The organism is Bradyrhizobium sp. 159, assembly GCF_023073795.1.
Lineage (GTDB): Bacteria > Pseudomonadota > Alphaproteobacteria > Rhizobiales > Xanthobacteraceae > Bradyrhizobium.
Map to the genome: position 1 here is coordinate 1 of NZ_JADPKE010000059.1, position 21,521 is coordinate 21,521.

The following is a 21,521-nucleotide window of genomic DNA, read 5'->3' on the forward strand; positions in this document are numbered from 1 at the left end:
TGCAGATAGTTGCGCTCAATCGTCCGGTCATAGCTGTTGTCGCGCATCGGATCGTCCTCCGCTGGAGCGATCCAATCAGCGAATTAGTGAACATGCACAATTGCGAGCCTACGGGTCCGCGCGCAGCGCGGCCCGATGACAGGCTCCGCGAAGCAATCCAGGCTGTCTCTGCGGAAACAGTCTGGATTGCTTCGTCGCAAGTGCTCCTCGCAATGACGGAATTTTTTGGAAACGCCGTCGCGTCTCTATGACTTGTTCGCGCGCCTTCCGCGCACCATGATCAGCGCGGCGGCGATCACTTCCAGCGCGATGCAGAGATAGAACGGCAGCGAGTAGCCGCCGGAGAGATCGCGGAGGAAGCCGACGACGCCGGGGCCGAACGCGTAGGTGACCTGGTTGATCGCAGTGTTGAGGCTGATCAGCACGCCGAACGAGGCGGACTCGAACTCCTGCTGCACGATCAGCGACGGCAGCGTGATGAGGTTGCCGACCGAGAAGCCGAACACCGCGCAGGCCGCGATCAGCACGTAATCATTGTGAAAATTGATGATGACGAGGAGCGCCGCCGCCTGGCTCAGGAACGAGAGCGCCGATGCCGGTCGCTGGTCGAGGCGGTCGATCACCAGAGAGAACAGCACACGGCCGATCACCGCCATCGCCGTCAGCACCGCGACCGCGACGGCGGCGCGCTCGCGGCCGATCACGGGATCGAGGAACGAGATCAGATGCACGATGAAGCCGACCTGGGCGAACAGCACCAATGCAAACGCAATCGTCAGGGTGAGGAAGCCGACGTCACGCAAGGCCTGCGCGCGGATCTGCGCCGACGATTGCGGCTTCGGCTTCGCAGTCGCATGCCAGCCGTGATCGGGCGGCCGGCCGACGAGAATGAGGATCACCGGCAGGAGCAGCACCAGCATGGCGCCGGCCGCGGCGTACATCGCGCTGGCAAAGCCGACATGACCGATCAGCGCCACCAGTAGCGGCACGCCGACGATGCCGCCGAAACTGGCGCCGTTCAGCGCGAGACTGATCGCCATACCGCGCTTGTGGTCGAACCACAGGCTGATCGTGTTGGTGATCATGGCGAGACTGGTTCCGGCCCAGCCGAAGGCGAGCACGGCGTTGGCGAGATAGAGCTGCCACGGCTCGCGCACCGCGCCGATCGCCACTGCCGCCGCCGCCATCGCCAGCGTGCCGGCGATCAGGCAGAGGCGCGCGCCATGCTTTTGGATGGCCTCGCCAACGAAGACGACCAGCAGCGCACCGAACAGATAGAAGAAGGTCGTGCCCGACGAGATCAGCGACGCCGACCAGCCATGCGCGCGCTGGAGCTCGGCGACATAGACGCTCTGGCCGTAGAAGCCGAGCCCCCAGCCGAAGGTCGCGAGCAGGAAACAGACCGCGACGATGCGCCAGCCTTCGTAGCGGAGAGAGGATTCGTTGATTGGAGCAGCGGGCCGGGGATTGTCGAGCATTTGCGCTTGTCCTTTGTTTCCCCCGCGAGCGCCTTGCTTCACGCCCGTCTCTTCATGACGAGCATCATGTAACGACACCAGCTCCGAAAATCACTTCGACCGCGATCGAAGCATCAACGCTGCTGACAGCCTCCTGCCAACCTATTGACCATGGTCCGGAAAGCCGCTGCGCAGGTTCCGGATCATGCGTCAAATCGCATCCGGGAGCTCGCCCATCGCAGCGTCCAGCCGCGCCTTGCGGCGGCGGGCCCAGGATACCAGGGAGAGCACGGCGAGACCCAGAACCACCGGCGGGAACACCACCATGTTCACCGCGGACCAGCCGTAGTTGGCAAGCAGCTGGCCGGAGGAGAACGAGCCGATCGCCATCATGCCGAACACCAGGAAATCGTTGAAGGCCTGCACTTTGTTGCGCTCCTGCGGACGGTGCGTCTCCAGCACCAGCGCGGAGGCGCCGATGAAGGAGAAATTCCAGCCGACCCCGAGCACGATCAGCGTCGCCCAGAAATGCATTGCGCTGATTCCGGAAAGGCCGATGCCGGCGGAGCCGGCCTCCAGCAGCAGGCCGGCCGCAACGATCTTCGGGGCACCGAAGCGCGCGATCAGCGCACCCGTGAAGAAGCTTGGCCCGTACATGGCGACGATGTGCCATTGAATGCCGAAATTGGAATCGGAAACGCTGAGGCCGCACATCTTCATGGCGAGCGGCGCCGAGGTCATCACCAGGTTCATCATGGGATAGGAGATGACGCCGCACAAAGCGGCCGCGATGAAGCGCGGCTGGACCACGATGCTGAGGAGCGGCCGGCCGCCATGCAGATCGGCCGGCGCGGGCCTTGGCATGTCGACGCCGGCGAGGATGCCCATCGCGGCCAGCGCCACCGCCGCCTGCACCAGGAAGCTGAAGGCGAACAGGTAAGGCGGCCAGAGGTCCATGGTCCATTGCACGAGCTGCGGACCGAGCACGCCGGCGAAGACGCCGCCCGCCATCACCCAGGACACCGCCTTGGGACGATAGGCCGCGCTGGCGCCATCGGCGGCGGCGAAGCGGTAGGATTGCGCGACCGCGCCGTAGAGGCCGCCGAGGAAAGTCGCGACGCAGAACAGCGCGAAGGAGGCGTGCAGGATCGCAAACGAGCCGGTGAGGCCAGTGAGCGTGCCGAGGCCGGTGCCGATGACGAAGGCGGCGCGGCGGCCGAAGCGGCGCGAGATCGCGCCGGTCGGCAAGGTGCCGGCGGCGAGCCCCAGCACGTACATCGACAGCGGCACGGTCGCGAGCGACATGTCCGGCGCGAGCGTCGCGCCGACGATCGAGCCGGTGGCGAAGATCACCGCCGAGTTGGCGCCGGTCAGCGCCTGCGCGGCGGCAAGGCGCACCACATTGGCACGCACGCGCGCGTCGTCGGCGATTTCGGCGGTAGAGATCACGTCTAACATCGGCATTTCCGCCCCAAGGGCGCTCAAGAAGCTCTCATTGATCCCGGCACTATGGAGGGGCGCGAGAGGGCGGGCAACCGGCGCAAACGGGCGCGGGCCATGCCTCTGGCGCAATCGGACGGATGATAGCGAGCGGCGCCCTTGACGCCTTGCGCTCGATTGAATCCTATTCGCCGCGATCTTCCTGGAGTTTCGCTCATGACCGTCGACGACAGGCCTACGCTCAGCGCTCCCGACGATGATCCGTGGCTCTGGCTGGAAGAGATCGAAGGCAAGCAGGCACTCGATTTCGTCGAACGGCAGAATCAACTGACGCTCGCCGCGTTCGGTGGCCCAGCATTCGTGCGCGACCGCGACACGCTCGCCGCGATCTACGACCGGCCCGACAACATTCCCTATGTCAGCCGGCGCGGCAGCGATCTGCACAATCTCTGGAAAGACGCCACCAATCCGCGGGGCCTGTGGCGGCGGACGACGCTGGCGGAGTTTCGCAAAGCCAACCCAGCGTGGGAGACCATGCTCGACATCGACCAGCTCGCCGCAAGCGAAGGCGAGGACTGGCTGCTGAGCCAGATCGCCACGATGCCCGGAAGCTCGCGGGCGATTCTGAGCCTGTCGCGTGGCGGCAGCGATGCCGTCACGTTGCGGGAGTTCGACCTCGACACCAAGAGCTTCGTGGCCGGCGGGTTCACGCTGCCGGAAGCGAAGGGCGGCGTGGATTGGCTCGATGCCGACACACTGCTGCTGTCGAGCGCGCATGGCGAGGGCATGGCCACGAGCTCGGGATATGCGCGCACCGTTCGGCTGTGGCGGCGCAGCCAGCCTGTCGATCAGGCAGAGATCATTATCGAGACCACCGCCGATCACATGGTGATCTACGGCATGGCCGACGACACCGGCGCGGCGCCGCGCGCCTGGATCGTCGACCAGATCGACTTCTTCAATCACGCCATCTGGCTGCGCGATGCGGCCGGCGCGATGACGAAGTTCGACCTGCCGACCGGCATCTGGTTGCAGGCGCATGGCGACTGGTTCGCGATCAAGCTGCGCAAGGACTGGTCCATCGAAGGCCGAACCTATACCGCTGACACGGTGCTCGGCATGTCGCTGTCGGCGTTCCTCGCCGGTAGCCGCAATTTCTCGGTGCTGTTCGAGCCAGCGCCGCGGCGCGCGTTGCAAGGTCTGTTCTGGGCCGCGGGCAAGCTCATGCTGTCGATTCTCGACGAGCTGCGCCCGTGCTTCGAGATCTGCACGCCATCCGCTGCGGGCTGGAGCCGCGAGATGCTTGGCGGTCTGCCGCAGATCGGCGTCGTCGACATCTGGCCGCTCGATCGCCATCCGTCCGAAAGCAACGGCGATCTGCTCGCCAATGTGCAGGATCCACTCACGCCGCCGTCGCTGCTGTTGATCGAACGCGGCGTCGCCAGCCCGACCGTGCTCAAGCAGGCGCCGAAAACGTTCACCGCCGATGGTCTCGTGGTGACGCAGCACGAGGCCATTTCGATCGACGGCGAGCGAATTCCCTATGTCCAGACCGGCCCTGCCGGCGAGACCGGCGATGCACCGGTCTATATGAGCGCCTATGGCGGCTTCGCCCATTCGGTGAAGCCGTATTACAATGCCGCGCTCGGCAAGCTGTGGCTGGAGCGCGGCGGCACGATTGTGCAGGCGAATTTGCGCGGCGGCGGCGAGTTCGGCACGCGCTGGCACGATGCCGGGCGGCTCGCCGGCAAGAGGCTGTCGCATGACGATTTCGCGGCCGTCGCCGCCGATCTCGTCCGCCGCGGCGTGACGACGTCAAAGCGCATCGCCGCACAGGGTGGATCGAACGGCGGCATCCTCATCACCAACATGCTGGTGCGATACCCTGAGCGCTTCGGCGCGCTGTTCTGCACCATCCCCCTGATCGACATGCGCCGCTACACCAAGCTGCTTGCGGGCGCGAGCTGGATCGCGGAATATGGCGACCCGGACAAGCCGGAGGAATGGGACTGGCTGAAGACCTACTCGGCCTATCACAACGTCAAGGCCGCTCAGCCCTATCCGCCGATCCTGATCGCCACCACACGGCGCGACGACCGGGTGCATCCCGGCCACGCGCGCAAGATGGCTGCCAAGCTCCAGGCGATGGGCTACGAGGCCTGGTTCTACGAACCGGCAGCCGGCGGCCACGGCTACGGCAAGGACAACAAGGAGCGCGCCGGCTTCGAGGTGCTGGGCTATCGGTTCTTGAAGGAGAAGATCGGGTGGCGGGACGGCGAGGCCTGACGGCCTCGCGCTCAGTCCCGCGAAAACACCAGCGTGAGATTGTTCGCTGGCATTTCGATCGTATCGATCAGCCGGAGGCGAACGCCCTGCGCCAGCGCCTCGACATCGCCGATGTCGCGCACGCCCCATTCGGGATTGCCCTCGCGCAAGGACGTGTCGAAGACGGCGTTGCTGAGCGCGGTGTGCTTGCCGCCGCGCTTGAACGGGCCGTAGAGGAACAGCTTGCCGTCGGCGCGCAAATAGCGCCCGGCGCCGGCGAACAGGCCTTCGGCCACGCTCCATGGCGCGATGTGAATGACATTGGCGCAGAACAATGCGGCAAGGTTGGTCGGCCCCTGCCCGCTTTTCATCTCCGGACACCAGTCGGGGTCGGTGAGATCGATCCGTAAGGGCGGGCGGACGTTTTGCAGGCCTGAATGAACGCGCCAGGCCTCGATGCTCTTGAGATGGCGCTGGTTGAGGTCGCTCGGCCACCAGATCAGGCCGGGCGTATGACGGGCGAAATGGACCACGTGCTGCCCGGTTCCGCTGCCGAGCTCGACCACGTCACCGGTTGTGCCGGCGAGATGCTTTTCCAGCGCCGCCCAGATCGGCTCGTGGTTGCGATGGAAGGCCGGCGCATCGAGCCGCCCATCGGGCGCGACCCGTCCGCCATCCCCGCCAAATTCGACGACATATTCAGCCAAGTGAGGTCCCCTTGAAAACACGAGAACGCGATGAAAACAGGATGGGCGCGAAAACGCCCTCGAAACAGCCGGCCCGCGCCCATTGTCCTTATTGTTGGCCAGATCGGCCGAACCAATAATGTCTTTAATTGCAATGCGGAAGATATTAACTCCATTTTGCTCCGTGCATAGTCTCGATTGTCAGGCGATGTCCTTTATGCTCTGGAACGCCTTTATTTCAGCGATCGCGACCATCGCCATAACGCCTCGGAATGACGCCTTGCCTGCTTTGTCCCGGACGCCTGTCCTGTTCCTCCTGCTGGCCGTCGCTGCCGGCCTCGCCAGCCCGGCGCAGGCCCAATCCGCGGCAAACGAGGGCCGGAAGCTCGCCTTCGACCGCAGCAAGGGCAATTGCCTGACCTGCCACGTTATCCAGGGGGGCGACCTGCCGGGGACGATTGGGCCGGAACTGAAGGACATCAAGGCCAGATACCCTGACCGCAACGAGCTGGCCGCGATCATCTTCGACGAGACCAAACGCAATCCGCAGACCATGATGCCGCCGTTCGGCCGGAACCGGATTTTGACCGAACAGGAGATCAACGCGATCGTTGACTTCCTGCAAACGCTGTAAACGGCCGGTAGGCCAGGAGACCTCCGATGACCACGACCACAGGCCCTCATCCGACGCGGCGCCTGATCCTTCTGGGCGCTGCCTCGGTCGCGCTGATCGGGCTCGGCAACCTGCCGTTCGCGGCCCGCCCAGCGAGCGCCGCGGCGAACGATAAATATCCGGAAGAGGCCTTCAAGCAGAAGAGCGAGGCCGACGCGATCAAGGCGCTCTATGGCAGGACCGCCGAGCCCTCCGACAAGGTCAAGCTGGACGCGCCGGAGATCGCCGAGAATGGCGGCGTGGTGCCGGTCTCAGTGACGACGACGCTCGACAAGGTGACCTCGATCTCGTTCTTCGTGGCGGAGAACCCGTACGCTCTCGCCGCGTCCTACAGGATCGCCGACGGCACGATTCCGGGCGTTGCCAACCGGCTGAAGATGGCCAAGACCACCAAATTGGTCGCCATCGTCGAGGCTGACGGCAAGCTCTACAGCGCGACCAAGGAAGTGAAGGTCACCGTCGGCGGCTGCGGCGGCTAGGAGGATCGGTCCGATGGCATCAAGCATTCGCGTGCGCGCAACATCCAATGGCGACATCACCGAGGTGCAGACGCTGATTCAGCACCCCATGGACACCGGCCTGGTCAAGGATTCCAAGGGCGAGCTGATCCCGGCCCACTTCATCCAGGAGCTGAAGTTCGAATGTAACGGCAAGGACGTCTTTGTCGCCAATTGGGGCACGGCGGTCTCCAAGGACCCCTACGTCAAATTCAGCTTCAAGGGCGCCAAGAAGGGCGACGAGCTCAAGATCTCCTGGACCGACAACAAGGGTGCGTCGGATACGACCACCGCGAAGATCGCGTGATGAAGACCCGCTTCTCCCTCCTGCTTGGCTCGGTAGGCGCCGCACTCGTTGCGTGCGCCCTCACCTCGCCGCGCGTCGTCGCGGCCGACAAGGTCGATCCCGTTGCTGATGCGAAGGCGTTCCAGAATTTCTTCTTCCAGAAATTTCCGAACGTGAAGCGCGAGGATTTCGTCAACGGTCCTTATTCCATGAACGAGGACATGAAGCGGCAGTGGCAGGAGAAGGAAGAATTCCCGCCTTACGAGTTCGCGCTCGACGCCGGCAAGGAAATGTTTGCGACCCCGTTCAAGAACGGCAAGACTTACGCCGACTGCTTCCCGAACGGCGGCATCGGCATCCGCCAGAACTATCCTTACTTCGACACCAAGGAAGGCAAGGTCATCACGCTGGAGCTCGCGCTGAACCGCTGCCGCGAGGCCAATGGCGAGGCGCCCTATTCCTACGTCAAAGACGAGATGGCCTCGCTCACCGCCTACATGGCCTACACCTCGCGCGGCAAGCCGATGGACATCAAGATTCCCGATGATCCCCGTGCGCTCGAAGCGTTCGAGAACGGGAAGCGGTATTTCTACACCCGCCGCGGCCAGATGAACTTCTCCTGCGCGAGCTGCCACGTGCAGAGCCCGGGCGAGCGCATCCGCGCCGAGACTCTGGCGCCGGCGCTCGGCATTTTGAATGCGATGCCGATCTACCGCTCCGAATGGAGCGGCATGGGCACGACCAGCCGCCGCTTCGTCACCTGCAACAGCCAGACCCGCGCGGTTCCGCTGGAGCCGCAATCGGACGAATATCGCGACGTCGAATATTTCCTCTCCTACGTCGCCAACGGCCTGCCGATCTCGGGACCGGGAGCGCGGCCATGAAGCGGGCATGTCTCCTGGCCACATTGGTTGCGTTGACCATCGCGCTACCGTCGGCGCGCGCGGCAACGGAAGCGGACTACAAGGCGGCCTATGCCGCCGCCGAAGCCGCAGCCAAGGAGGCGGCCAGCCTGCGTCACCAATGGACCACGACCGTCTCGACGCTGACGGCGGCGAAGAAGGCGGCCGATGGCGGCGATTTCGACCGCGCATTTGCCGCAGCGAAAGAGGCCGAGGCGCTGGCGAAGGCGTCGATCTTCCAGGCTAATTCCGAAAAAGAGGCCTGGAAGGCGATGGAAATCCGCTAGACTGGGCTTGGCGCGCGAGAACATCGTGCTCCAGATCATTCTTTGAGCATGATCTTGTCGGAAAGCCGCACCAAACCTTGCGCTGACGCGGCCCTTCGGATCCGGATATGCTTGTAGAACAGTCGACAGCGTTGAGGGCGCGGAGAAGTTAAGATGGGCGTCCGCCGCCGCGATTTCCTGAAGAGCGCGGGCCTAGCCGCCGCATCGCTCGGACTGCCGCGGCTCGCGCGCGGTGCCGACACCGCGAGCATCTATGACATCGAGCGTTTCGGCAATGCGCGCATCCTGCACATCACCGACACGCATGCGCAGCTCAATCCGGTCTATTTCCGCGAGCCCAGCGTCAATATCGGCATCGGCGAGATGGCGGGACGACCGCCGCACCTGGTTGGCCGCGCCTTCCTGGAGCGGTTCGGCATCCGGTCCGACAGCGCGGATGCCTATGCCTTCACCTGCTTCGAATTCGAGAAATCTGCGGGCCGCTTCGGCAAGCTCGGCGGCTTTGCCCATCTGAAGACGCTGATCGACCGCTTGCGCGGCGACGTCGGCGCAAAACATTCGCTGCTCGTCGATGGCGGCGACCTCTGGCAGGGCACCGGGCTTGCCAACGTCATGCAGGGCCGCGACATGGTCGAGGTCGCGAATCTGCTCGACATCGAGGCGATGACCGGACATTGGGAATTCACCTATGGCGAGCAGGTGCTGCGCGACAATCTCGAGCGCTTCAAGGGCGAGTTTCTGGCACAGAACGTCTTCCTGACCGAAGAGGCCGCCTTCAACGACGCCCCCGCCTTCGACAAGGCCAGCGGGCGCGTGTTCAAACCGTCTGTCATCAAGGAGCTCGGCGGCCATCGTGTCGCAATTGTGGGCCAGGCGTTCCCTTACGTGCCGATCGCGCATCCCAAGCGGTTCACGCCGGACTGGACCTTTGGCATCCGCGAAGAGGAGTTGCAGAAGCATGTCGATGCTCTGCGCGCCACCGAGAAGGTCGATGCCGTCATCCTGCTGTCGCACAACGGTATGGACGTCGATCTCAAGCTCGCGAGCCGCGTCACCGGCATCGACGTCATCCTCGGCGGCCATACCCACGACGCCGTGCCGCAGCCGATTGCCGTGAAGAACGCTGGAGGAACCACGCTCGTCACCAATGCCGGCTCCAACGGAAAATTCCTGGCCGTGCTCGATCTCGCAATCGGCAAGGGCAAGGTCAGCGACATTCGTTATCATCTGCTGCCGGTTTTTTCCGAGCTGCTGAAGCCGGATCCGGGGATGGCCGAGCTGATCGGCCGGCTGCGCGCGCCGCATGTGAGCGACTGGTCGGAGAAGATCACAACGCCCGATCGCCTGCTCTACCGCCGGGGCAATTTTTCCGGTCCCGTCGACGAGTTGATCTGCACGGCGCTGCGCAGCGAGCTCGATGCCGAGATCGCGCTGTCGCCGGGCTTCCGCTGGGGCGTCACGGCGCTGTCGGGCCAGGCGCTGACCATGGAGGATCTGCTCGCGGAAACCGCGATCACCTATCCCGAGACCTATGTGCAGGAGATGACCGGCGCACAGATCAAGGACGTGCTGGAGGACATCTGCGACAACCTCTTCAACGCAGATCCCTATTACCAGCAGGGTGGCGACATGGTGCGCGCCGGCGGGTTCAGCTACACCTGCACGCCGGAGGCTGCGATCGGCGGCCGCATCTCCGAGCTGAAGCTCAACGGCGGCAAGGCGCTCGGCGCCAGCCACCGCTACAAGGTCGCAGGCTGGGCCTCGGTCAACCGCCAGCAAGGCGCGCCGGTGTGGGACGTCGTTGGCAAATATCTGCGCTCGGGCCGGATGTTTCAGGAGCGGCTCGGCTCCGGCGTCACGCTGAAAGGGGTCGAGGGCAATCCAGGCATTGCAGGACAAGGATGATGCGGTCGCAAATCTCATCCGCGATGCTGCTGGCATTGCTCGTCTGGGCAGCGATCCCGCCGGCTTTGGCGCAGCAGGTGCCGCTGCAGGACAAGCCGTTCGCCGAGCACAAGGTCGTGCTTCAGCTCTCCGACGGCGATGCGAAGAAACAGGCACTGGTGCTCAGCGTCACCAACAACCTGCTGAAGGCTTACGACCCTGACAAGATCGCGGTCGAAGTGGTGGCGTTCGGTCCCGGTATCGATCTGCTGCTGTCCGGCAGCGAGCGTCGCAAGCAGGTCGAGAGCCTGATCGCACAGGGCGTGCGCTTCGACATCTGCCTCAATACGGTGGACACGATCGAGCGCGAGACGGGCAAGCGGCCGGAGTTCATTCCCGCGGCGACGCCGGTGCAGGTGGGCGTCGGGCAGATCCTGTTCCTGGCGGAGAACGGCTACACGGTGGTGCGGCCGTAGGAGCTGTCCGAGCTTGTCGCACGTCCGCGCAACACAATCGGTGTCATTCCCCGCGAAGGCGGCCCCCTCATCCCGTTCAGCGCCTCTGGAATACTGGATCGCCGCCTGCGCGGGCGATGACAGGGGTGGGTGGGGACGGCCACCCGCGCAATAAAGATCTTCTAAAATTCATTCTCTACACAGTGATTTGCTTCTCTCTGGGGCCCGTCCCGTAGTAGAATCCTAGAAATCACCACACGTCAGGTCCCGCCATGATCTTCCGCCAGCTCTTCGACAGTGTTTCGGGCACCTACAGCTATCTGCTTGCGAGCCGCCCAGGCGGCGAGGCGCTGATCCTCGATCCCGTGTTGGAGAAGGTCGACCGCTACTGCCAATTGCTGCGCGAGCTCGACCTCAAGCTGGTCAAGGCGATCGACACCCATCTGCATGCCGATCACGTCACCGGTCTCGGCGAGTTGCGGGACCGCACCCATTGCATGACTGTGATGGGCGATCAGACCAAGGCCGACGTGGTGGCGATGCGGGTCGCCGACGGCGACAAAGTGACGATCGAGGGCCTGTCGCTCGACGTGATGTACACGCCGGGCCACACCGACGATTCCTATTCGTATCTGATGGGCGACCGTGTCTTCACCGGCGATACGCTTCTGATCCGCGGCACCGGCCGCACCGATTTCCAGAACGGCTCATCGCGCGCGCAATACGATTCGATTTTCAACCGCCTGCTCAAGCTGCCGGACGAGACGATGGTGTTTCCGGCGCATGACTACAAGGGCGATACCGTCTCCACCATCGGCGAGGAGAAGCGCTACAATCCGCGGCTCCAGGTCCGCTCGGTCGACGAATATATCGAGCTGATGGCCAATCTGAAGCTGCCCAATCCGAAGATGATGGATGTGGCGGTCCCTGCCAACATGCATGTCGGCCTGCATCAGGAGGAGCTCGAGAAAGAGGGCCGCGCGCTCAGCGCCGCCGAGGCGATCCGCATCCTCGGCCGGCCCGACATCCTGCTGGTCGATCTGCGCGAGAGCAACGAGCGGATGAAGCACGGCATGCTCGAAGGCGCGCTGCACACGCCCTATCAATCTGTGGAGGAGAGCCTGAAGCCCGGCGGCATGCTGCGGGAGGTCGCAGCCGCTACCGGCCGCCGCGTCGTGTTCTTCTGCGCCTTCGGCGAACGCTCGGCGATGGCGGTGGCCGCCGCCAAGGAGGCGGGCCTCTCCAACAGCGCGCACATCGCCGGCGGTCTGGATGCCTGGAAGAAGGCAGGCGGGCCGGTGGTGCACTGAACGGCCGAGTGCCGTGCTTGAGATAGATCAGGAAGTTCCCATATGTCGGGCTAGGACGGATGCAGCATCACCATCCGGGAGCCGCCATGGCCAAGATCGGCAAGCCGAGCGAGCCGCCCAAGATCGCGGACAACAAGATCGCGGACGATAAGCAAGCGCAAGACAAGGCGAAAAAGCCCAAGCCTCCGCGCGAGATCGACCATGACGATTACGAAGACGGCGACATCGCCACCCCGAAGCGCGACCGCTACGGGCCGGACGACGAGCCGTTGTGAGGACGGTGCTCGCGGGTTGAGCGCACGCTGGCGCAACATCCTCCAAAGTCGTTCCGGCGAAGTGGAGGCAACCTCATGCCGCCGCCCGCGCTACCTGCCATGCGCCCGCGTTCATGGACAAATAACCGCTCTGCCCGATAGTTTGCGCCTCCTTTGGGACGCAAGACGGAACTGCAATGGTCGACGTTCTCGCCGCACCGCAGCAAGGCAAGGCGGACAGCGCGCTGCGCACGCTGACGGGGATCTCGATCGCGCATTGGGTCAGCCATTTCCATCTGCTCGTGCTTCCGATGCTGTTCCCGTTCCTCAAGAGCCAGCTCGGCGTGGGTTATATCGAGCTCGGCTTCGCACTCACCGTGTTTGCGGTGGTGTCGGGATTGACGCAGGCGCCGACCGGCTATCTCGTCGACCATTTTGGCGCGCGACGAATTCTGCTGGCCGGGCTCGCGCTCGGCGGCTTCGCGCTGATCCTGCTCGGCTTGCACCTCAGCTACGCCTCGCTAATCGCGTGCGCCGTGCTGCTGGGCCTCGCCAACAGCGTCTACCATCCCGCCGATTACGCGATCCTGGCCGCGCACATGGACGAGGCGCGGATGGGCCGCGCCTTCTCGATCCACACTTTTGCCGGCTTTCTCGGCGGCGCCGTCGCTCCTGCCATCGTCGCTGCGCTCGTCACGTTGTCCGGTGGCACTGGAGCGCTGATCGCCTCCGGCGCGATCGGTGTCGCGGTGGCGCTGCTGCTGATCACCATGAACATTCCCGACGCCGGCGCGCACAAGACAAAACCCGGCAGCGCGAACGCGCCAAAACAGGCCGTCATCACGCCGGCGCTGATCACGCTGACCGCGCTGTTCATGCTGCTGAGCCTCTCGGTTGCCGGCATCAACAATTTCGGCGTGGTGGCGCTGATGAGCGGCTACGGCGCCTCCTACTCCGCCGCCAACATCGCGCTGACGGCATTCCTTGGCGCCAGCGCCATCGGCGTGCTCGCAGGCGGCTTGCTCGCCGACCGAACCGAGCGCCACGGCCAGGTCGCCGCGGCCTGCTTTGCCGCGAATGCGGCGATCGTGCTGCTGATCGCACTCGCCACACTGCCGGGCTGGGCTCTCACCGCGGCGATGACGGCCGCAGGCTTCCTCAGCGGCGTGATCGCACCCTCGCGCGACATGCTGGTGCGCAACGCGGCTGCTCCCGGCGCTGCGGGGCGTGCCTTCGGCATCGTCTCCACCGGATTCAATCTCGGCGGCATCGTCAGCCCGCTGCTGTTCGGCTGGATCATGGACCAGAGCGCGCCGCACTGGGTGTTCGGCGCCTCCGTGATCTTCATGGCGGCGACGGTGGTGCTGTCAGGGTTCACGGAGCAGAAGCGGCGACCACAAAGCTAGTCGTCCGTTCCGGCGCCAAACATCGCCCCGCAGTCATGACCCCGGATCGGCGCGCCCTTGGGGCGCGCTTGTCCGGGGACGAGGGTGTTGCTTGGGCGTGCGCCGCCACCCTTACGTCGGCGATACCGCGCTCTTCAGCGCGCCCGCCTGCGGGGCGGCACCGCCCGTCAACCTGGCGCGTTCGGTGTTCGGCCAGAGCAGCAGCAGGCCGAGCAGGCCGGAGCCGACCATGATCGCCGCATTGATGGTGAAGCCGGTCATGTAGCCGTCGAGCATGCTGCCGGCGTGCTGGATCACGGTGCCCATCACGGCGGGTGCGATGATGCCCGAAAGCGTATAGAGCGCGCCGTAGATCGCGAGGATGGCGCCGCGCTGCGATGTCGGCGTGAACTCGCCGAGCATGGGCGGGCAGACGACATAGATCGCGCCGCACAGGCCCGTTCCGACCACGAGCAAAGCCAGCTGAAGGCCGGCGCCCTGGACATGCGGCATCGTCGCCAGGATCAGGCCGCCGACGACCAGCGGCACCGAGCCGAGCACGCCGCGAGCGATGCGCGTGGTCGAGCCGCGGGCCATCATCATTTGCGAGATCCAGCCCGTCAGGATCACGATGGTGGCGCCGAAGATCCAGGGCAGAGTGGAAATCCAGCCGGCTTGGCTCTGAGAGAAGCCGAGACCCTTGATGATGAAGGGCGTGAACCAGGTCAGCCCGAGCGACAGCGCCCAATAGGCCCCGAAGGTCGCGGCGACGCAGCCGAGAAAGGTGCGCGAGGTGAGAAGCTGAATGTAGGGAATCTTCGTCTCGGTGGCGGCGAGGGCCTGCGCATCCTCCAGCGGCCCCTCCTTGCCGAGCGCGAGCCAGGCACAGACCCAGACCAGGCCGACGACGCCGAGCGCGCCGAAGGCATAGTGCCAGGAATGGTTGACGATGATCCAGTTCAAGGCCGGCACTGCGATGATCACGCCAAAGGCCGAGCCTTGCGACAGGATCGCGGTCGGCAACGTGCGCTTCTCGTCAGGGAACCATTTATAGATGGCGTGCGCCGCGACCGAGAAGGCCGGGCCTTCGCCGGCGCCCAGCACGATGCGGCAGATCAGGAGCGTGGTGAAGGAGACGGTGCCGACCATGGGAAACTGCGCCAGCGCCCAAACCACCGCGAGCGACAGCAGCACCCAGCGCGTCGGCACCTTGTTGACGATGAAGCCGACCACGATGGCCGAGATCGAGAACAGGAAGAAGAACGAAGAGCCGAGCAGGCCGAATTGCTCCGGCGTGAGCTTGAGGTCCGCCATGATCGGCACGCCGGCAAGACCGACGACGATCTTGTCGGCAAAGTTCACCAGCATGAACAGAAACAGGAGAAAGGTGATGGTCCAGGCGCCCTTCGGCGTCGCTGTCGGCTTGCTCGCCGCGGACGGCGTTCCCTGAGCGCTCATGCTTCTATTTTCCCCATGTATCTTTTTGGCACTTTTTTGATTTGACCTTCTTGGAGCTAACAACGGCTTGGATGCCAACGCAACCCCGGCATTTCCGCAGCAAGTGTGCTAGGCAGCAATTCCGCTAATTCCGTCCGGCGCCATTAATCGTGCTGAACATCAAAAATCTCTCGAAGACCTTCTTCTCAGCCGGCGAGCCGGTCCACGTGCTGCGCGGCGTCGATCTCGACCTCGCGGCTGGCGAGCGGGTCGCGCTGACGGGAGAATCCGGCAGCGGCAAGAGCACGCTGCTGCACCTGATCGCCGGGCTCGATGCGGCTGATAGCGGCTCGATCCGGCTGGCGGACATCGAGGTCACCAAGCTGTCGGATGCGGGACGTGCCAGCTTGCGACGCGACCGGGTCGGCTTGGTTTTTCAGCAGTTCAACCTGATCCCGAGCCTGTCGGTCGCGGACAATCTCGCCTTCCAGGCACGGATCGCCGGCCGGCATGATGCGGCCTGGACCAAAGAGCTGATCGAACGGCTCGGACTTCGCACTCTCCTCAAGCGTTATCCAGAGCAATTGTCGGGCGGACAGCAGCAGCGGGTCGCCATCGGCCGGGCGCTGGCGACGAAGCCTTCGCTGCTGCTGGCGGACGAGCCGACGGGCAATCTGGACGAAGCCACCGCCGAGGACGTGCTGGCGCTGACGCGCGATCTCGTGGCGCGCACGGGCTGCGGCTTCCTGATGGTGACGCACAGCCTGCATCTGGCAGCGACGCTCGACCGCCACCTTACTTTGCACGGCGGGCGCATCGCATGAGGCGCGCGCTGTGGATCCTCGCCGTGCTGCTCAGCCATTGGCGGCGTCACCAGATGCAGTTCGCAACGCTGCTGATCGGGCTGATTGCGGCGACCGCGCTGTGGAGTGGCGTGCAGGCGATCAACCAGCAGGCCCGCAGCGCCTATGACCGCGCCGCGGCGACATTCGGCGGCGCACGTACGGCGATGCTGGTCGCGCTGGATACGGCGACCTTTTCCCAGGAGCTGTTCATAAAATTGCGCCGCGCCGGCTGGCCGGTCTCCCCGATACTGGAGGGACGCGTCCAGATCAATGGACTCTCGGTGCGGCTGCTCGGCATCGAGCCGGTGACGCTGCCGACCGACGTCGGCAATGCGCCGCGCCTTGGCGCCTCGGATCTCAGCAGTTTCGTCGCGCCGCCGGGCCAGACGCTGGTGGCGCGGGAGACGCTGAGTGACTTGCAGCAGCAGGAGGGTGCGGTGCCGGCGATCAGCAGCGGCGCAATACTGCCGCCGCTGCGCGTGCTGCCGCAGCTCGTGCCCGGCGTGCTGGTGGTCGATATCGGCGTGGCGCAGCGGCTCCTCAACAAGCCGGACCAGCTGTCGCGGTTGCTGATCGGCAAGGCGAAGGGTAAGCCCACGTCGCTTCAAAGCGTCGTCGGCGATCAGCTGCAGCGGGTTGAGCCGGATGCCGAGACGGAGCTGGAACGCCTCACCGACAGTTTTCATCTCAATCTCACCGCCTTCGGCCTGTTGTCATTCTTCGTCGGGCTCTTCATCGTCAATTCGGCCGTCGGCCTCGCCTTCGAGCAGCGTCTGCCGATGCTGCGGACGTTGCGCGCCTGCGGCGCGTCGGCGCGGCTGGTCAACACGATGCTGGTGCTGGAGCTGGTGGTGCTGGCGCTGATCGCCGGGCTGATCGGGCTCGTCTGCGGTTATTTCATCGCGGCAGCGCTGTTGCCCGACGTCGCGGCGTCGCTGCGCGGGCTCTATGGCGCGCAGATCCCGGGGCAGCTGACGCTGCGTTCCGAATGGTGGCTGGCCGGTATCGGCATCAGCGTTGTCGGCGCGCTAGTTGCGGCCGCAACCAGCCTGATCAAGGCGATCAGGATGCCGGTGCTGGCAACCGCGCAACCACGCGCCTGGCAGCAGGTGCAGCGCCGTTGGTTGATCCTGCAAAGTGCAGGCGCCTGCGCCGTATTCGCGGTCGCGCTGCTGCTGCTTTACTATGGGCAATCGCTGATCGCAGGCTTCGGCGTGCTGGCCGCGCTGATGCTCGGTGCGGCCCTGATCCTTCCGGCATTTCTCGAACTCATCCTGCTCGTTGGCCAGCGTTGGGCGAAAGGGCCGCTGGCGCTGTGGTTCTGGGCCGACAGCCGGCAGCAACTCTCCGGATTGTCGCTGGCGCTGATGGCGCTGCTGCTTGCACTCGCCGTCAATGTCGGGGTGTCCACGATGGTGGAGACGTTCAGCCGGACCTTTATCGGCTGGCTCAATGGACGGCTGGCGGCCGACGTCTACATCAGCGCGTCCGACAACACGCAAGGCGTTGCGATCCGGAACTGGCTGCGCGAGCGCAGCGATGTCCAGGCGATCCTCTCGGGCGGACGCGCGGAGGCGCAAGTTCAGGGCCAGCCGGTGGAATTGCTCGGCCTTCCCGACCACGCGCTCTATCGCGAACGCTGGCCGCTGCTGGAAGCCGCGCCGCGCGCCTGGACCCGGCTCGTGCCCGGCAATGCTGCCTTCATCAGCGAGCAGTTGAGCCGCCGGCTGAACGTCCGCGTCGGCGACGTCGTCGAGGTGCCGGCGCCGGGCGGGACCTGGGAGCTCGACATTGTCGGCATCTATGCTGACTACGGCAATCCCAAGGGGCAGCTCGCCATCAATGTCGCGGCGCTGATCCGGCAATTTCCACAGACGCCGCAGACGCGGATCGGCCTCATCGTCGACAAGAACGATATCCCCGGCCTGATCTCAGCGTTGCAGAAGCAATTTGCGCTCGACGATCGCAGCGTCGCCGACCAGGCGACGGTGAAGGCGGAATCGATCCGCATCTTCAACCGCACCTTTGCGGTCACGTCCGCGCTGAATGCCTTTACGCTTGGCGTCGCCGGCATCGCGCTGCTCACAAGCCTGCTGACGTTGGCCAACTCCCGCCTGCCGCAGCTTGCGCCGCTGTGGGCGATGGGCCTCACCCGGCCGCGCCTTGCCGCGATCGAGCTGACCAAGACGCTATCGGTGGCGCTGTTCACATCGCTCTTGGCCGTGCCGCTCGGCCTCTTGGTGGCGTGGTGCCTGATCGCGATCGTCAATGTGAAGGCATTCGGCTGGCGGCTGCCGTTCCATGTGTTTCCGCTGCAATTGGTCGAGCTGGTCGCGGTCGCGCTGCTCGCCTCGCTGCTTGCCGCATTGCTGCCGATGCTACGGCTGGCGCGGATGCAGCCGGCAAATCTCGTCAAGGTGTTCGCCAATGAGCGCTGAGAAAATCTCACGACGCGCGGTCATCGGCGGCTTTGCTGCGCTGGCACTCACACCTCGCGCAGGGGCGCAGGGCTATGCCGGGCTCGGCGAAACCGCGGACGGCTTTGCCAAGGTAACGGCGGGCAAGGTCTTCACCTTTCCGGGCGATCACGGGCCGCATCCGGAGTTTCGCATCGAGTGGTGGTATCTCACGGCCAACCTCGTCGATGCCAGTGGCGCTGCCTGCGGCCTGCAATGGACCCTGTTCCGCCAGGCGGCGCAGCCGGGCCCGCAACGCGAGGGCTGGGCCAATCAGCAGGTATGGATGGGACATGCGGCGGTGACGCGCGCCGACACCCACCGCTTTAGCGAGACGTTTTCACGCGGCGGTGTGGGGCAGGCCGGCGTCACGGCCAAGCCGTTCGATGCCTGGATCGACGATTGGGAAATGAAGGGGCTTGAGCGCACCGATTATCGCACGCTGGCGCCGCTGATGCTCAAAGCCTCCGCCACCGACTTCAGCTATGCGCTGACGCTGGAGGCCGATCGTCCGATGGTATTGCAGGGCGACCGCGGCTACAGCCGCAAGTCGGAGCGCGGGCAAGCATCTTACTATTACAGCCAGCCGTTCTACCGCGCGCGCGGCAGCATCACGATCGACGATAAGCCGGCCGAAGTGATGGGCCAGGCCTGGATGGACCGCGAATGGAGCAGCCAGCCGCTGGATGCCGATCAGACCGGTTGGGACTGGCTGTCGCTGCATCTCGGATCCGGCGACAAGCTGATGCTGTACCGGCTGCGGCAGAAGGACGGCCAAAACTATCCGTTCGGCAATTGGATCAGCGCCGCCGGCGAGACGCGGATGATTGCAGGTAGCGACATCCAGATGATGCCGAAGGCGACCGCGGATGTTGCGGGACGCAAGCTGCCGGTGGAGTGGCAGATCGCAATCCCCTCGCAATCGTTCTCGATCCTGTGCAAGCCGCTCAATCCAGGGGCCTGGATGGGGACCGGCTTCTCCTACTGGGAAGGGCCGATCAGCTTTGCCGGCACGCATGATGGCGTTGGCTATCTCGAGCTGACGGGCTATTGAAGCGCGATCTCGTCGAAGGGACTAACGATGCATCATCTCACCGCCCTCGTCACGCTGCTGGCGATCGCATTTTACTTTTTCACCGCCGTCAACGTCTCTCGCTCGCGCACCAAGACCGGCGTCAAGGTGCCGGCGATGTCCGGCCATCCGGATTTCGAGCGCGCCTTTCGCATCCAGATGAACACGCTGGAATGGATGCCGATCTTCCTGCCGGCGCTGTGGCTGTTCGCAATCTATATCAGCGACGCCATCGCAGCCAGCATCGGCGTGGTCTGGATCATCGGCCGCATCGCCTATTTCGTCGGCTATTCCAAGGCGGCGGCAAAGCGCAGCCTGGGTTTCGCGATCCAGAGCCTCGCCGCCATGGCGCTGTGGGCGGGAGCGTTAGGGGCGGTGGCGTTGCGGCTGGTGTGAGGGCCCATCTGCGGCTCCAAATTCCGCCGTCATTCCGGGGCGGCGCATTGGCGCCGAACCCGGAATCTCGAGATTCTCAGGTGCGCAATTGCGCACCATAGTTCGATGCTTCGCATCGCCCCGAAACAACGCTGCGCGTCACTTCGTCAACGGACAGCCGCTTTCCTTGGCGGCGAAGAATGCCTTGTCGCCGGGGACGGTAGCGAGCAGCTTGTAATAGTCCCAGGGCTTCTTCGATTCCGAGGGCTTCTTGACCTCGAACAGATACATGTCGTGGACCATGCGGCCGTTTTCGAGCACCTTGCCACCTTGCGCGAAGTCGTCGTCGACCGGCAGCTCCTTCAGCTTCTTGGCAACCGCGTCCGAATCCTTGGTGCCGGCGGCCTTGACCGCCTTGAGATAGCTCAGCGTCGCCGAATAGGTGCCAGCGTGGATCATGCTCGGCATCCGCCCGGTGCGCTTGAGGAAGCGTTCGCCGAGATTGCGGGTGCGATCGTTGAGATCCCAGTAATAGCCCTCGGTCAGCACCAGGCCTTGCGCAGCTTGCAAGCCAAGGCCGTTCACTTCAGCGAGCGTCATCAGCAGGCCGGCGAGCTTCTGGCCACTTGCGACGATGCCGAACTCGGACGCCTGCTTGATCGAGTTGGTGGTGTCGAGGCCGGCATTGGCGAGGCCGACGATCTTCGCCTTCGAGCTCTGCGCCTGGAGCAGGAAGGAGGAGAAGTCCGATGAATTGAGCGGCACGCGTACCGAGCCGACCACCTTGCCGCCATTGGCGGTGACGATCTCGCTGGTGTCCTTTTCCAGCGCGTAGCCGAAGGCGTAGTCCGCGGTGAGGAAGAACCAGGTGTCGCCGCCGGCCTTGGTCAGCGCACCGCCGGTGCCGACGCCGAGCGCACGGGTGTCGTAGGCCCAGTGAAAGCCGTAGGGCTGGCAGGCATCGCCGGTGAGGCGCGAGGTCGCGGCGCCGACGACGATGTCGATCTTCTTCTTTTCCTTGGAGAGCTCGTGGATCGCGAGCGCGACCGAGGAGGTGGTCAGCTCCGTGATCATGTCGACATTCTCGACGTCATACCAGCGCCGCGCGATCGAGCTAGCGAGATCCGGCTTGTTCTGGTGGTCGGCCGTGATGAGCTCGATCTTCTGGCCGAGCACCTCGCCGCCAAAGTCCTCGATCGCCATCTTCGCGGCTTCGACCGACCATTTGCCACCGTAGTCGGCATAGACGCCAGACTGATCGTTGAGGATGCCGATCTTGACGCCCTGCGCGGCGGCCGGCGACGCCAGCAATACGGCCGAGGCCGCTGCGGCCAAAAATGTTGATTTCATATGTTAACTCCCAGCAGTCTTCTGTTGTGAAATCGCGCGGATAGTAGTGAAGAACCCCGCGCGTGCCCATCCATTTCGGCGTAGGCCGTTAGTATGGAGGTGGGCGCTATATTCCCCGCTTCGTCACCGGACCAAGCGCGCCTTGAGCGAGCGCGCGTCTCTGGGGGTGGGTCCCGAATCTGTGCTTAGGCTTGTCCGGGATGAT

At 64.6% G+C, this 21,521-nt stretch carries 21 protein-coding genes; 16 read left to right on the top strand and 5 right to left on the bottom strand.

The genetic code is table 11. The features are described 5' to 3' along the window. The coding region (locus IVA96_RS16060; RefSeq protein ID WP_247418198.1) for a hypothetical protein at positions 1-251 on the top strand (251 nt) is incomplete at its 5' end. On the opposite strand, the gene IVA96_RS16065 is transcribed toward IVA96_RS16060, so the two are convergent. Beyond that, complete coding sequence (locus IVA96_RS16065) at positions 246-1,478, bottom strand: MFS transporter (RefSeq protein WP_247418200.1); 1,233 nt, start codon at positions 1,476-1,478, stop codon at positions 246-248. The genes IVA96_RS16060 and IVA96_RS16065 overlap by 6 nt on opposite strands. Before the next feature lie 189 nt (positions 1,479-1,667). After that, complete coding sequence (locus IVA96_RS16070; protein WP_247281903.1) at positions 1,668-2,915, bottom strand: MFS transporter; 1,248 nt, start codon at positions 2,913-2,915, stop codon at positions 1,668-1,670. A 198-nt stretch (positions 2,916-3,113) separates the two neighbouring features. Between IVA96_RS16070 and IVA96_RS16075 the strand changes: the two genes are divergently transcribed. Then, entirely contained in the window at positions 3,114-5,183 is a 2,070-nt protein-coding gene (locus IVA96_RS16075) for a prolyl oligopeptidase family serine peptidase (protein ID WP_247281904.1), read from the top strand. A gap of 11 nt (positions 5,184-5,194) precedes the next feature. On the opposite strand, the gene IVA96_RS16080 is transcribed toward IVA96_RS16075, so the two are convergent. Next, a complete protein-coding gene (locus tag IVA96_RS16080; protein WP_247281905.1) occupies positions 5,195-5,869 on the bottom strand; it encodes a DUF938 domain-containing protein in 675 nt (224 codons plus the stop codon). Positions 5,870-6,128: 259 nt separating this feature from the next. Here IVA96_RS16080 and soxX point away from each other — a divergent pair, with 259 nt between their 5' ends. The 10 genes from soxX (at position 6,129) to IVA96_RS16130 (ending at position 13,802) form a co-directional block, all read left to right on the top strand. Beyond that, a complete protein-coding gene (soxX, locus tag IVA96_RS16085) occupies positions 6,129-6,482 on the top strand; it encodes a sulfur oxidation c-type cytochrome SoxX (protein WP_247282051.1) in 354 nt (117 codons plus the stop codon). A 26-nt stretch (positions 6,483-6,508) separates the two neighbouring features. Continuing rightward, complete coding sequence (soxY, locus tag IVA96_RS16090) at positions 6,509-7,000, top strand: thiosulfate oxidation carrier protein SoxY (RefSeq protein WP_247281906.1); 492 nt, start codon at positions 6,509-6,511, stop codon at positions 6,998-7,000. A 13-nt stretch (positions 7,001-7,013) separates the two neighbouring features. Beyond that, a complete protein-coding gene (soxZ, locus tag IVA96_RS16095) occupies positions 7,014-7,325 on the top strand; it encodes a thiosulfate oxidation carrier complex protein SoxZ (RefSeq protein ID WP_247281907.1) in 312 nt (103 codons plus the stop codon). Continuing rightward, entirely contained in the window at positions 7,325-8,188 is an 864-nt protein-coding gene (soxA, locus tag IVA96_RS16100) for a sulfur oxidation c-type cytochrome SoxA (RefSeq protein WP_247282052.1), read from the top strand. The genes soxZ and soxA overlap by 1 nt, the downstream gene beginning before the upstream one ends. Continuing rightward, positions 8,185-8,493 (top strand): hypothetical protein, encoded by a 309-nt coding sequence (locus IVA96_RS16105; RefSeq protein WP_247281908.1) that lies wholly within the window; start codon positions 8,185-8,187, stop codon positions 8,491-8,493. The genes soxA and IVA96_RS16105 overlap by 4 nt, the downstream gene beginning before the upstream one ends. A 153-nt stretch (positions 8,494-8,646) precedes the next feature. After that, positions 8,647-10,398 (top strand): thiosulfohydrolase SoxB, encoded by a 1,752-nt coding sequence (gene soxB / locus IVA96_RS16110; protein ID WP_247418213.1) that lies wholly within the window; start codon positions 8,647-8,649, stop codon positions 10,396-10,398. Beyond that, a complete protein-coding gene (locus IVA96_RS16115) occupies positions 10,395-10,853 on the top strand; it encodes a hypothetical protein (protein ID WP_247281910.1) in 459 nt (152 codons plus the stop codon). The genes soxB and IVA96_RS16115 overlap by 4 nt, the downstream gene beginning before the upstream one ends. A gap of 251 nt (positions 10,854-11,104) precedes the next feature. Further along, positions 11,105-12,142, top strand: a complete 1,038-nt coding sequence (locus IVA96_RS16120; RefSeq protein WP_247281911.1) for an MBL fold metallo-hydrolase — start codon at positions 11,105-11,107, stop codon at positions 12,140-12,142. An 86-nt stretch (positions 12,143-12,228) separates the two neighbouring features. Next, positions 12,229-12,417, top strand: a complete 189-nt coding sequence (locus IVA96_RS16125) for a hypothetical protein (RefSeq protein ID WP_247281912.1) — start codon at positions 12,229-12,231, stop codon at positions 12,415-12,417. 176 nt (positions 12,418-12,593) lie between these two features. Then, on the top strand, positions 12,594-13,802 hold the full coding sequence (locus IVA96_RS16130) for an MFS transporter (protein ID WP_247281913.1): 1,209 nt from the start codon (positions 12,594-12,596) through the stop codon (positions 13,800-13,802). 111 nt (positions 13,803-13,913) lie between these two features. Here the strand turns inward: IVA96_RS16130 and IVA96_RS16135 are convergent, their stop codons facing one another. Then, the gene (locus IVA96_RS16135; protein WP_247418216.1) at positions 13,914-15,239 is read right to left on the bottom strand and encodes an MFS transporter; all 1,326 of its coding nucleotides are present in this window, start codon (positions 15,237-15,239) and stop codon (positions 13,914-13,916) included. 149 nt (positions 15,240-15,388) lie between these two features. Between IVA96_RS16135 and IVA96_RS16140 the strand changes: the two genes are divergently transcribed. Genes IVA96_RS16140 through IVA96_RS16155 form a run of 4 tightly spaced genes read left to right on the top strand, consistent with a single transcriptional unit; the run spans position 15,389 to position 19,987 of the window. Continuing rightward, entirely contained in the window at positions 15,389-16,042 is a 654-nt protein-coding gene (locus tag IVA96_RS16140; protein ID WP_247281915.1) for an ABC transporter ATP-binding protein, read from the top strand. After that, complete coding sequence (locus IVA96_RS16145; RefSeq protein WP_247418217.1) at positions 16,039-18,501, top strand: FtsX-like permease family protein; 2,463 nt, start codon at positions 16,039-16,041, stop codon at positions 18,499-18,501. The genes IVA96_RS16140 and IVA96_RS16145 overlap by 4 nt, the downstream gene beginning before the upstream one ends. Further along, entirely contained in the window at positions 18,491-19,573 is a 1,083-nt protein-coding gene (locus IVA96_RS16150) for a lipocalin-like domain-containing protein (protein WP_247281917.1), read from the top strand. Before IVA96_RS16145 ends, IVA96_RS16150 begins: the two co-directional genes overlap by 11 nt. Before the next feature lie 27 nt (positions 19,574-19,600). Beyond that, entirely contained in the window at positions 19,601-19,987 is a 387-nt protein-coding gene (locus IVA96_RS16155; RefSeq protein WP_247418218.1) for an MAPEG family protein, read from the top strand. A 138-nt stretch (positions 19,988-20,125) separates the two neighbouring features. Here IVA96_RS16155 and IVA96_RS16160 read toward each other — a convergent pair whose 3' ends face one another. Beyond that, on the bottom strand, positions 20,126-21,316 hold the full coding sequence (locus tag IVA96_RS16160; RefSeq protein WP_247281918.1) for an ABC transporter substrate-binding protein: 1,191 nt from the start codon (positions 21,314-21,316) through the stop codon (positions 20,126-20,128). Between the last annotated feature and the right edge of the window lie 205 nt (positions 21,317-21,521).

Bases quoted from the DNA above. Each gene is read 5' to 3' on its own strand.
- IVA96_RS16115 (WP_247281910.1), top strand. From the start codon at position 10,395: ATGATGCGGTCGCAAATCTCATCCGCGATGCTGCTGGCATTGCTCGTC.
- IVA96_RS16065 (WP_247418200.1), bottom strand. From the start codon at position 1,478: ATGCTCGACAATCCCCGGCCCGCTGCTCCAATCAACGAATCCTCTCTC.
- IVA96_RS16130 (WP_247281913.1), top strand. From the start codon at position 12,594: ATGGTCGACGTTCTCGCCGCACCGCAGCAAGGCAAGGCGGACAGCGCG.
- IVA96_RS16135 (WP_247418216.1), bottom strand. From the start codon at position 15,239: ATGAGCGCTCAGGGAACGCCGTCCGCGGCGAGCAAGCCGACAGCGACG.
- IVA96_RS16155 (WP_247418218.1), top strand. From the start codon at position 19,601: ATGCATCATCTCACCGCCCTCGTCACGCTGCTGGCGATCGCATTTTAC.
- IVA96_RS16075 (WP_247281904.1), top strand. From the start codon at position 3,114: ATGACCGTCGACGACAGGCCTACGCTCAGCGCTCCCGACGATGATCCG.
- soxZ (WP_247281907.1), top strand. From the start codon at position 7,014: ATGGCATCAAGCATTCGCGTGCGCGCAACATCCAATGGCGACATCACC.
- IVA96_RS16120 (WP_247281911.1), top strand. From the start codon at position 11,105: ATGATCTTCCGCCAGCTCTTCGACAGTGTTTCGGGCACCTACAGCTAT.
- IVA96_RS16125 (WP_247281912.1), top strand. From the start codon at position 12,229: ATGGCCAAGATCGGCAAGCCGAGCGAGCCGCCCAAGATCGCGGACAAC.
- IVA96_RS16150 (WP_247281917.1), top strand. From the start codon at position 18,491: ATGAGCGCTGAGAAAATCTCACGACGCGCGGTCATCGGCGGCTTTGCT.
- IVA96_RS16160 (WP_247281918.1), bottom strand. From the start codon at position 21,316: ATGAAATCAACATTTTTGGCCGCAGCGGCCTCGGCCGTATTGCTGGCG.
- soxY (WP_247281906.1), top strand. From the start codon at position 6,509: ATGACCACGACCACAGGCCCTCATCCGACGCGGCGCCTGATCCTTCTG.
- IVA96_RS16145 (WP_247418217.1), top strand. From the start codon at position 16,039: ATGAGGCGCGCGCTGTGGATCCTCGCCGTGCTGCTCAGCCATTGGCGG.
- IVA96_RS16070 (WP_247281903.1), bottom strand. From the start codon at position 2,915: ATGTTAGACGTGATCTCTACCGCCGAAATCGCCGACGACGCGCGCGTG.
- soxA (WP_247282052.1), top strand. From the start codon at position 7,325: ATGAAGACCCGCTTCTCCCTCCTGCTTGGCTCGGTAGGCGCCGCACTC.
- soxB (WP_247418213.1), top strand. From the start codon at position 8,647: ATGGGCGTCCGCCGCCGCGATTTCCTGAAGAGCGCGGGCCTAGCCGCC.
- IVA96_RS16105 (WP_247281908.1), top strand. From the start codon at position 8,185: ATGAAGCGGGCATGTCTCCTGGCCACATTGGTTGCGTTGACCATCGCG.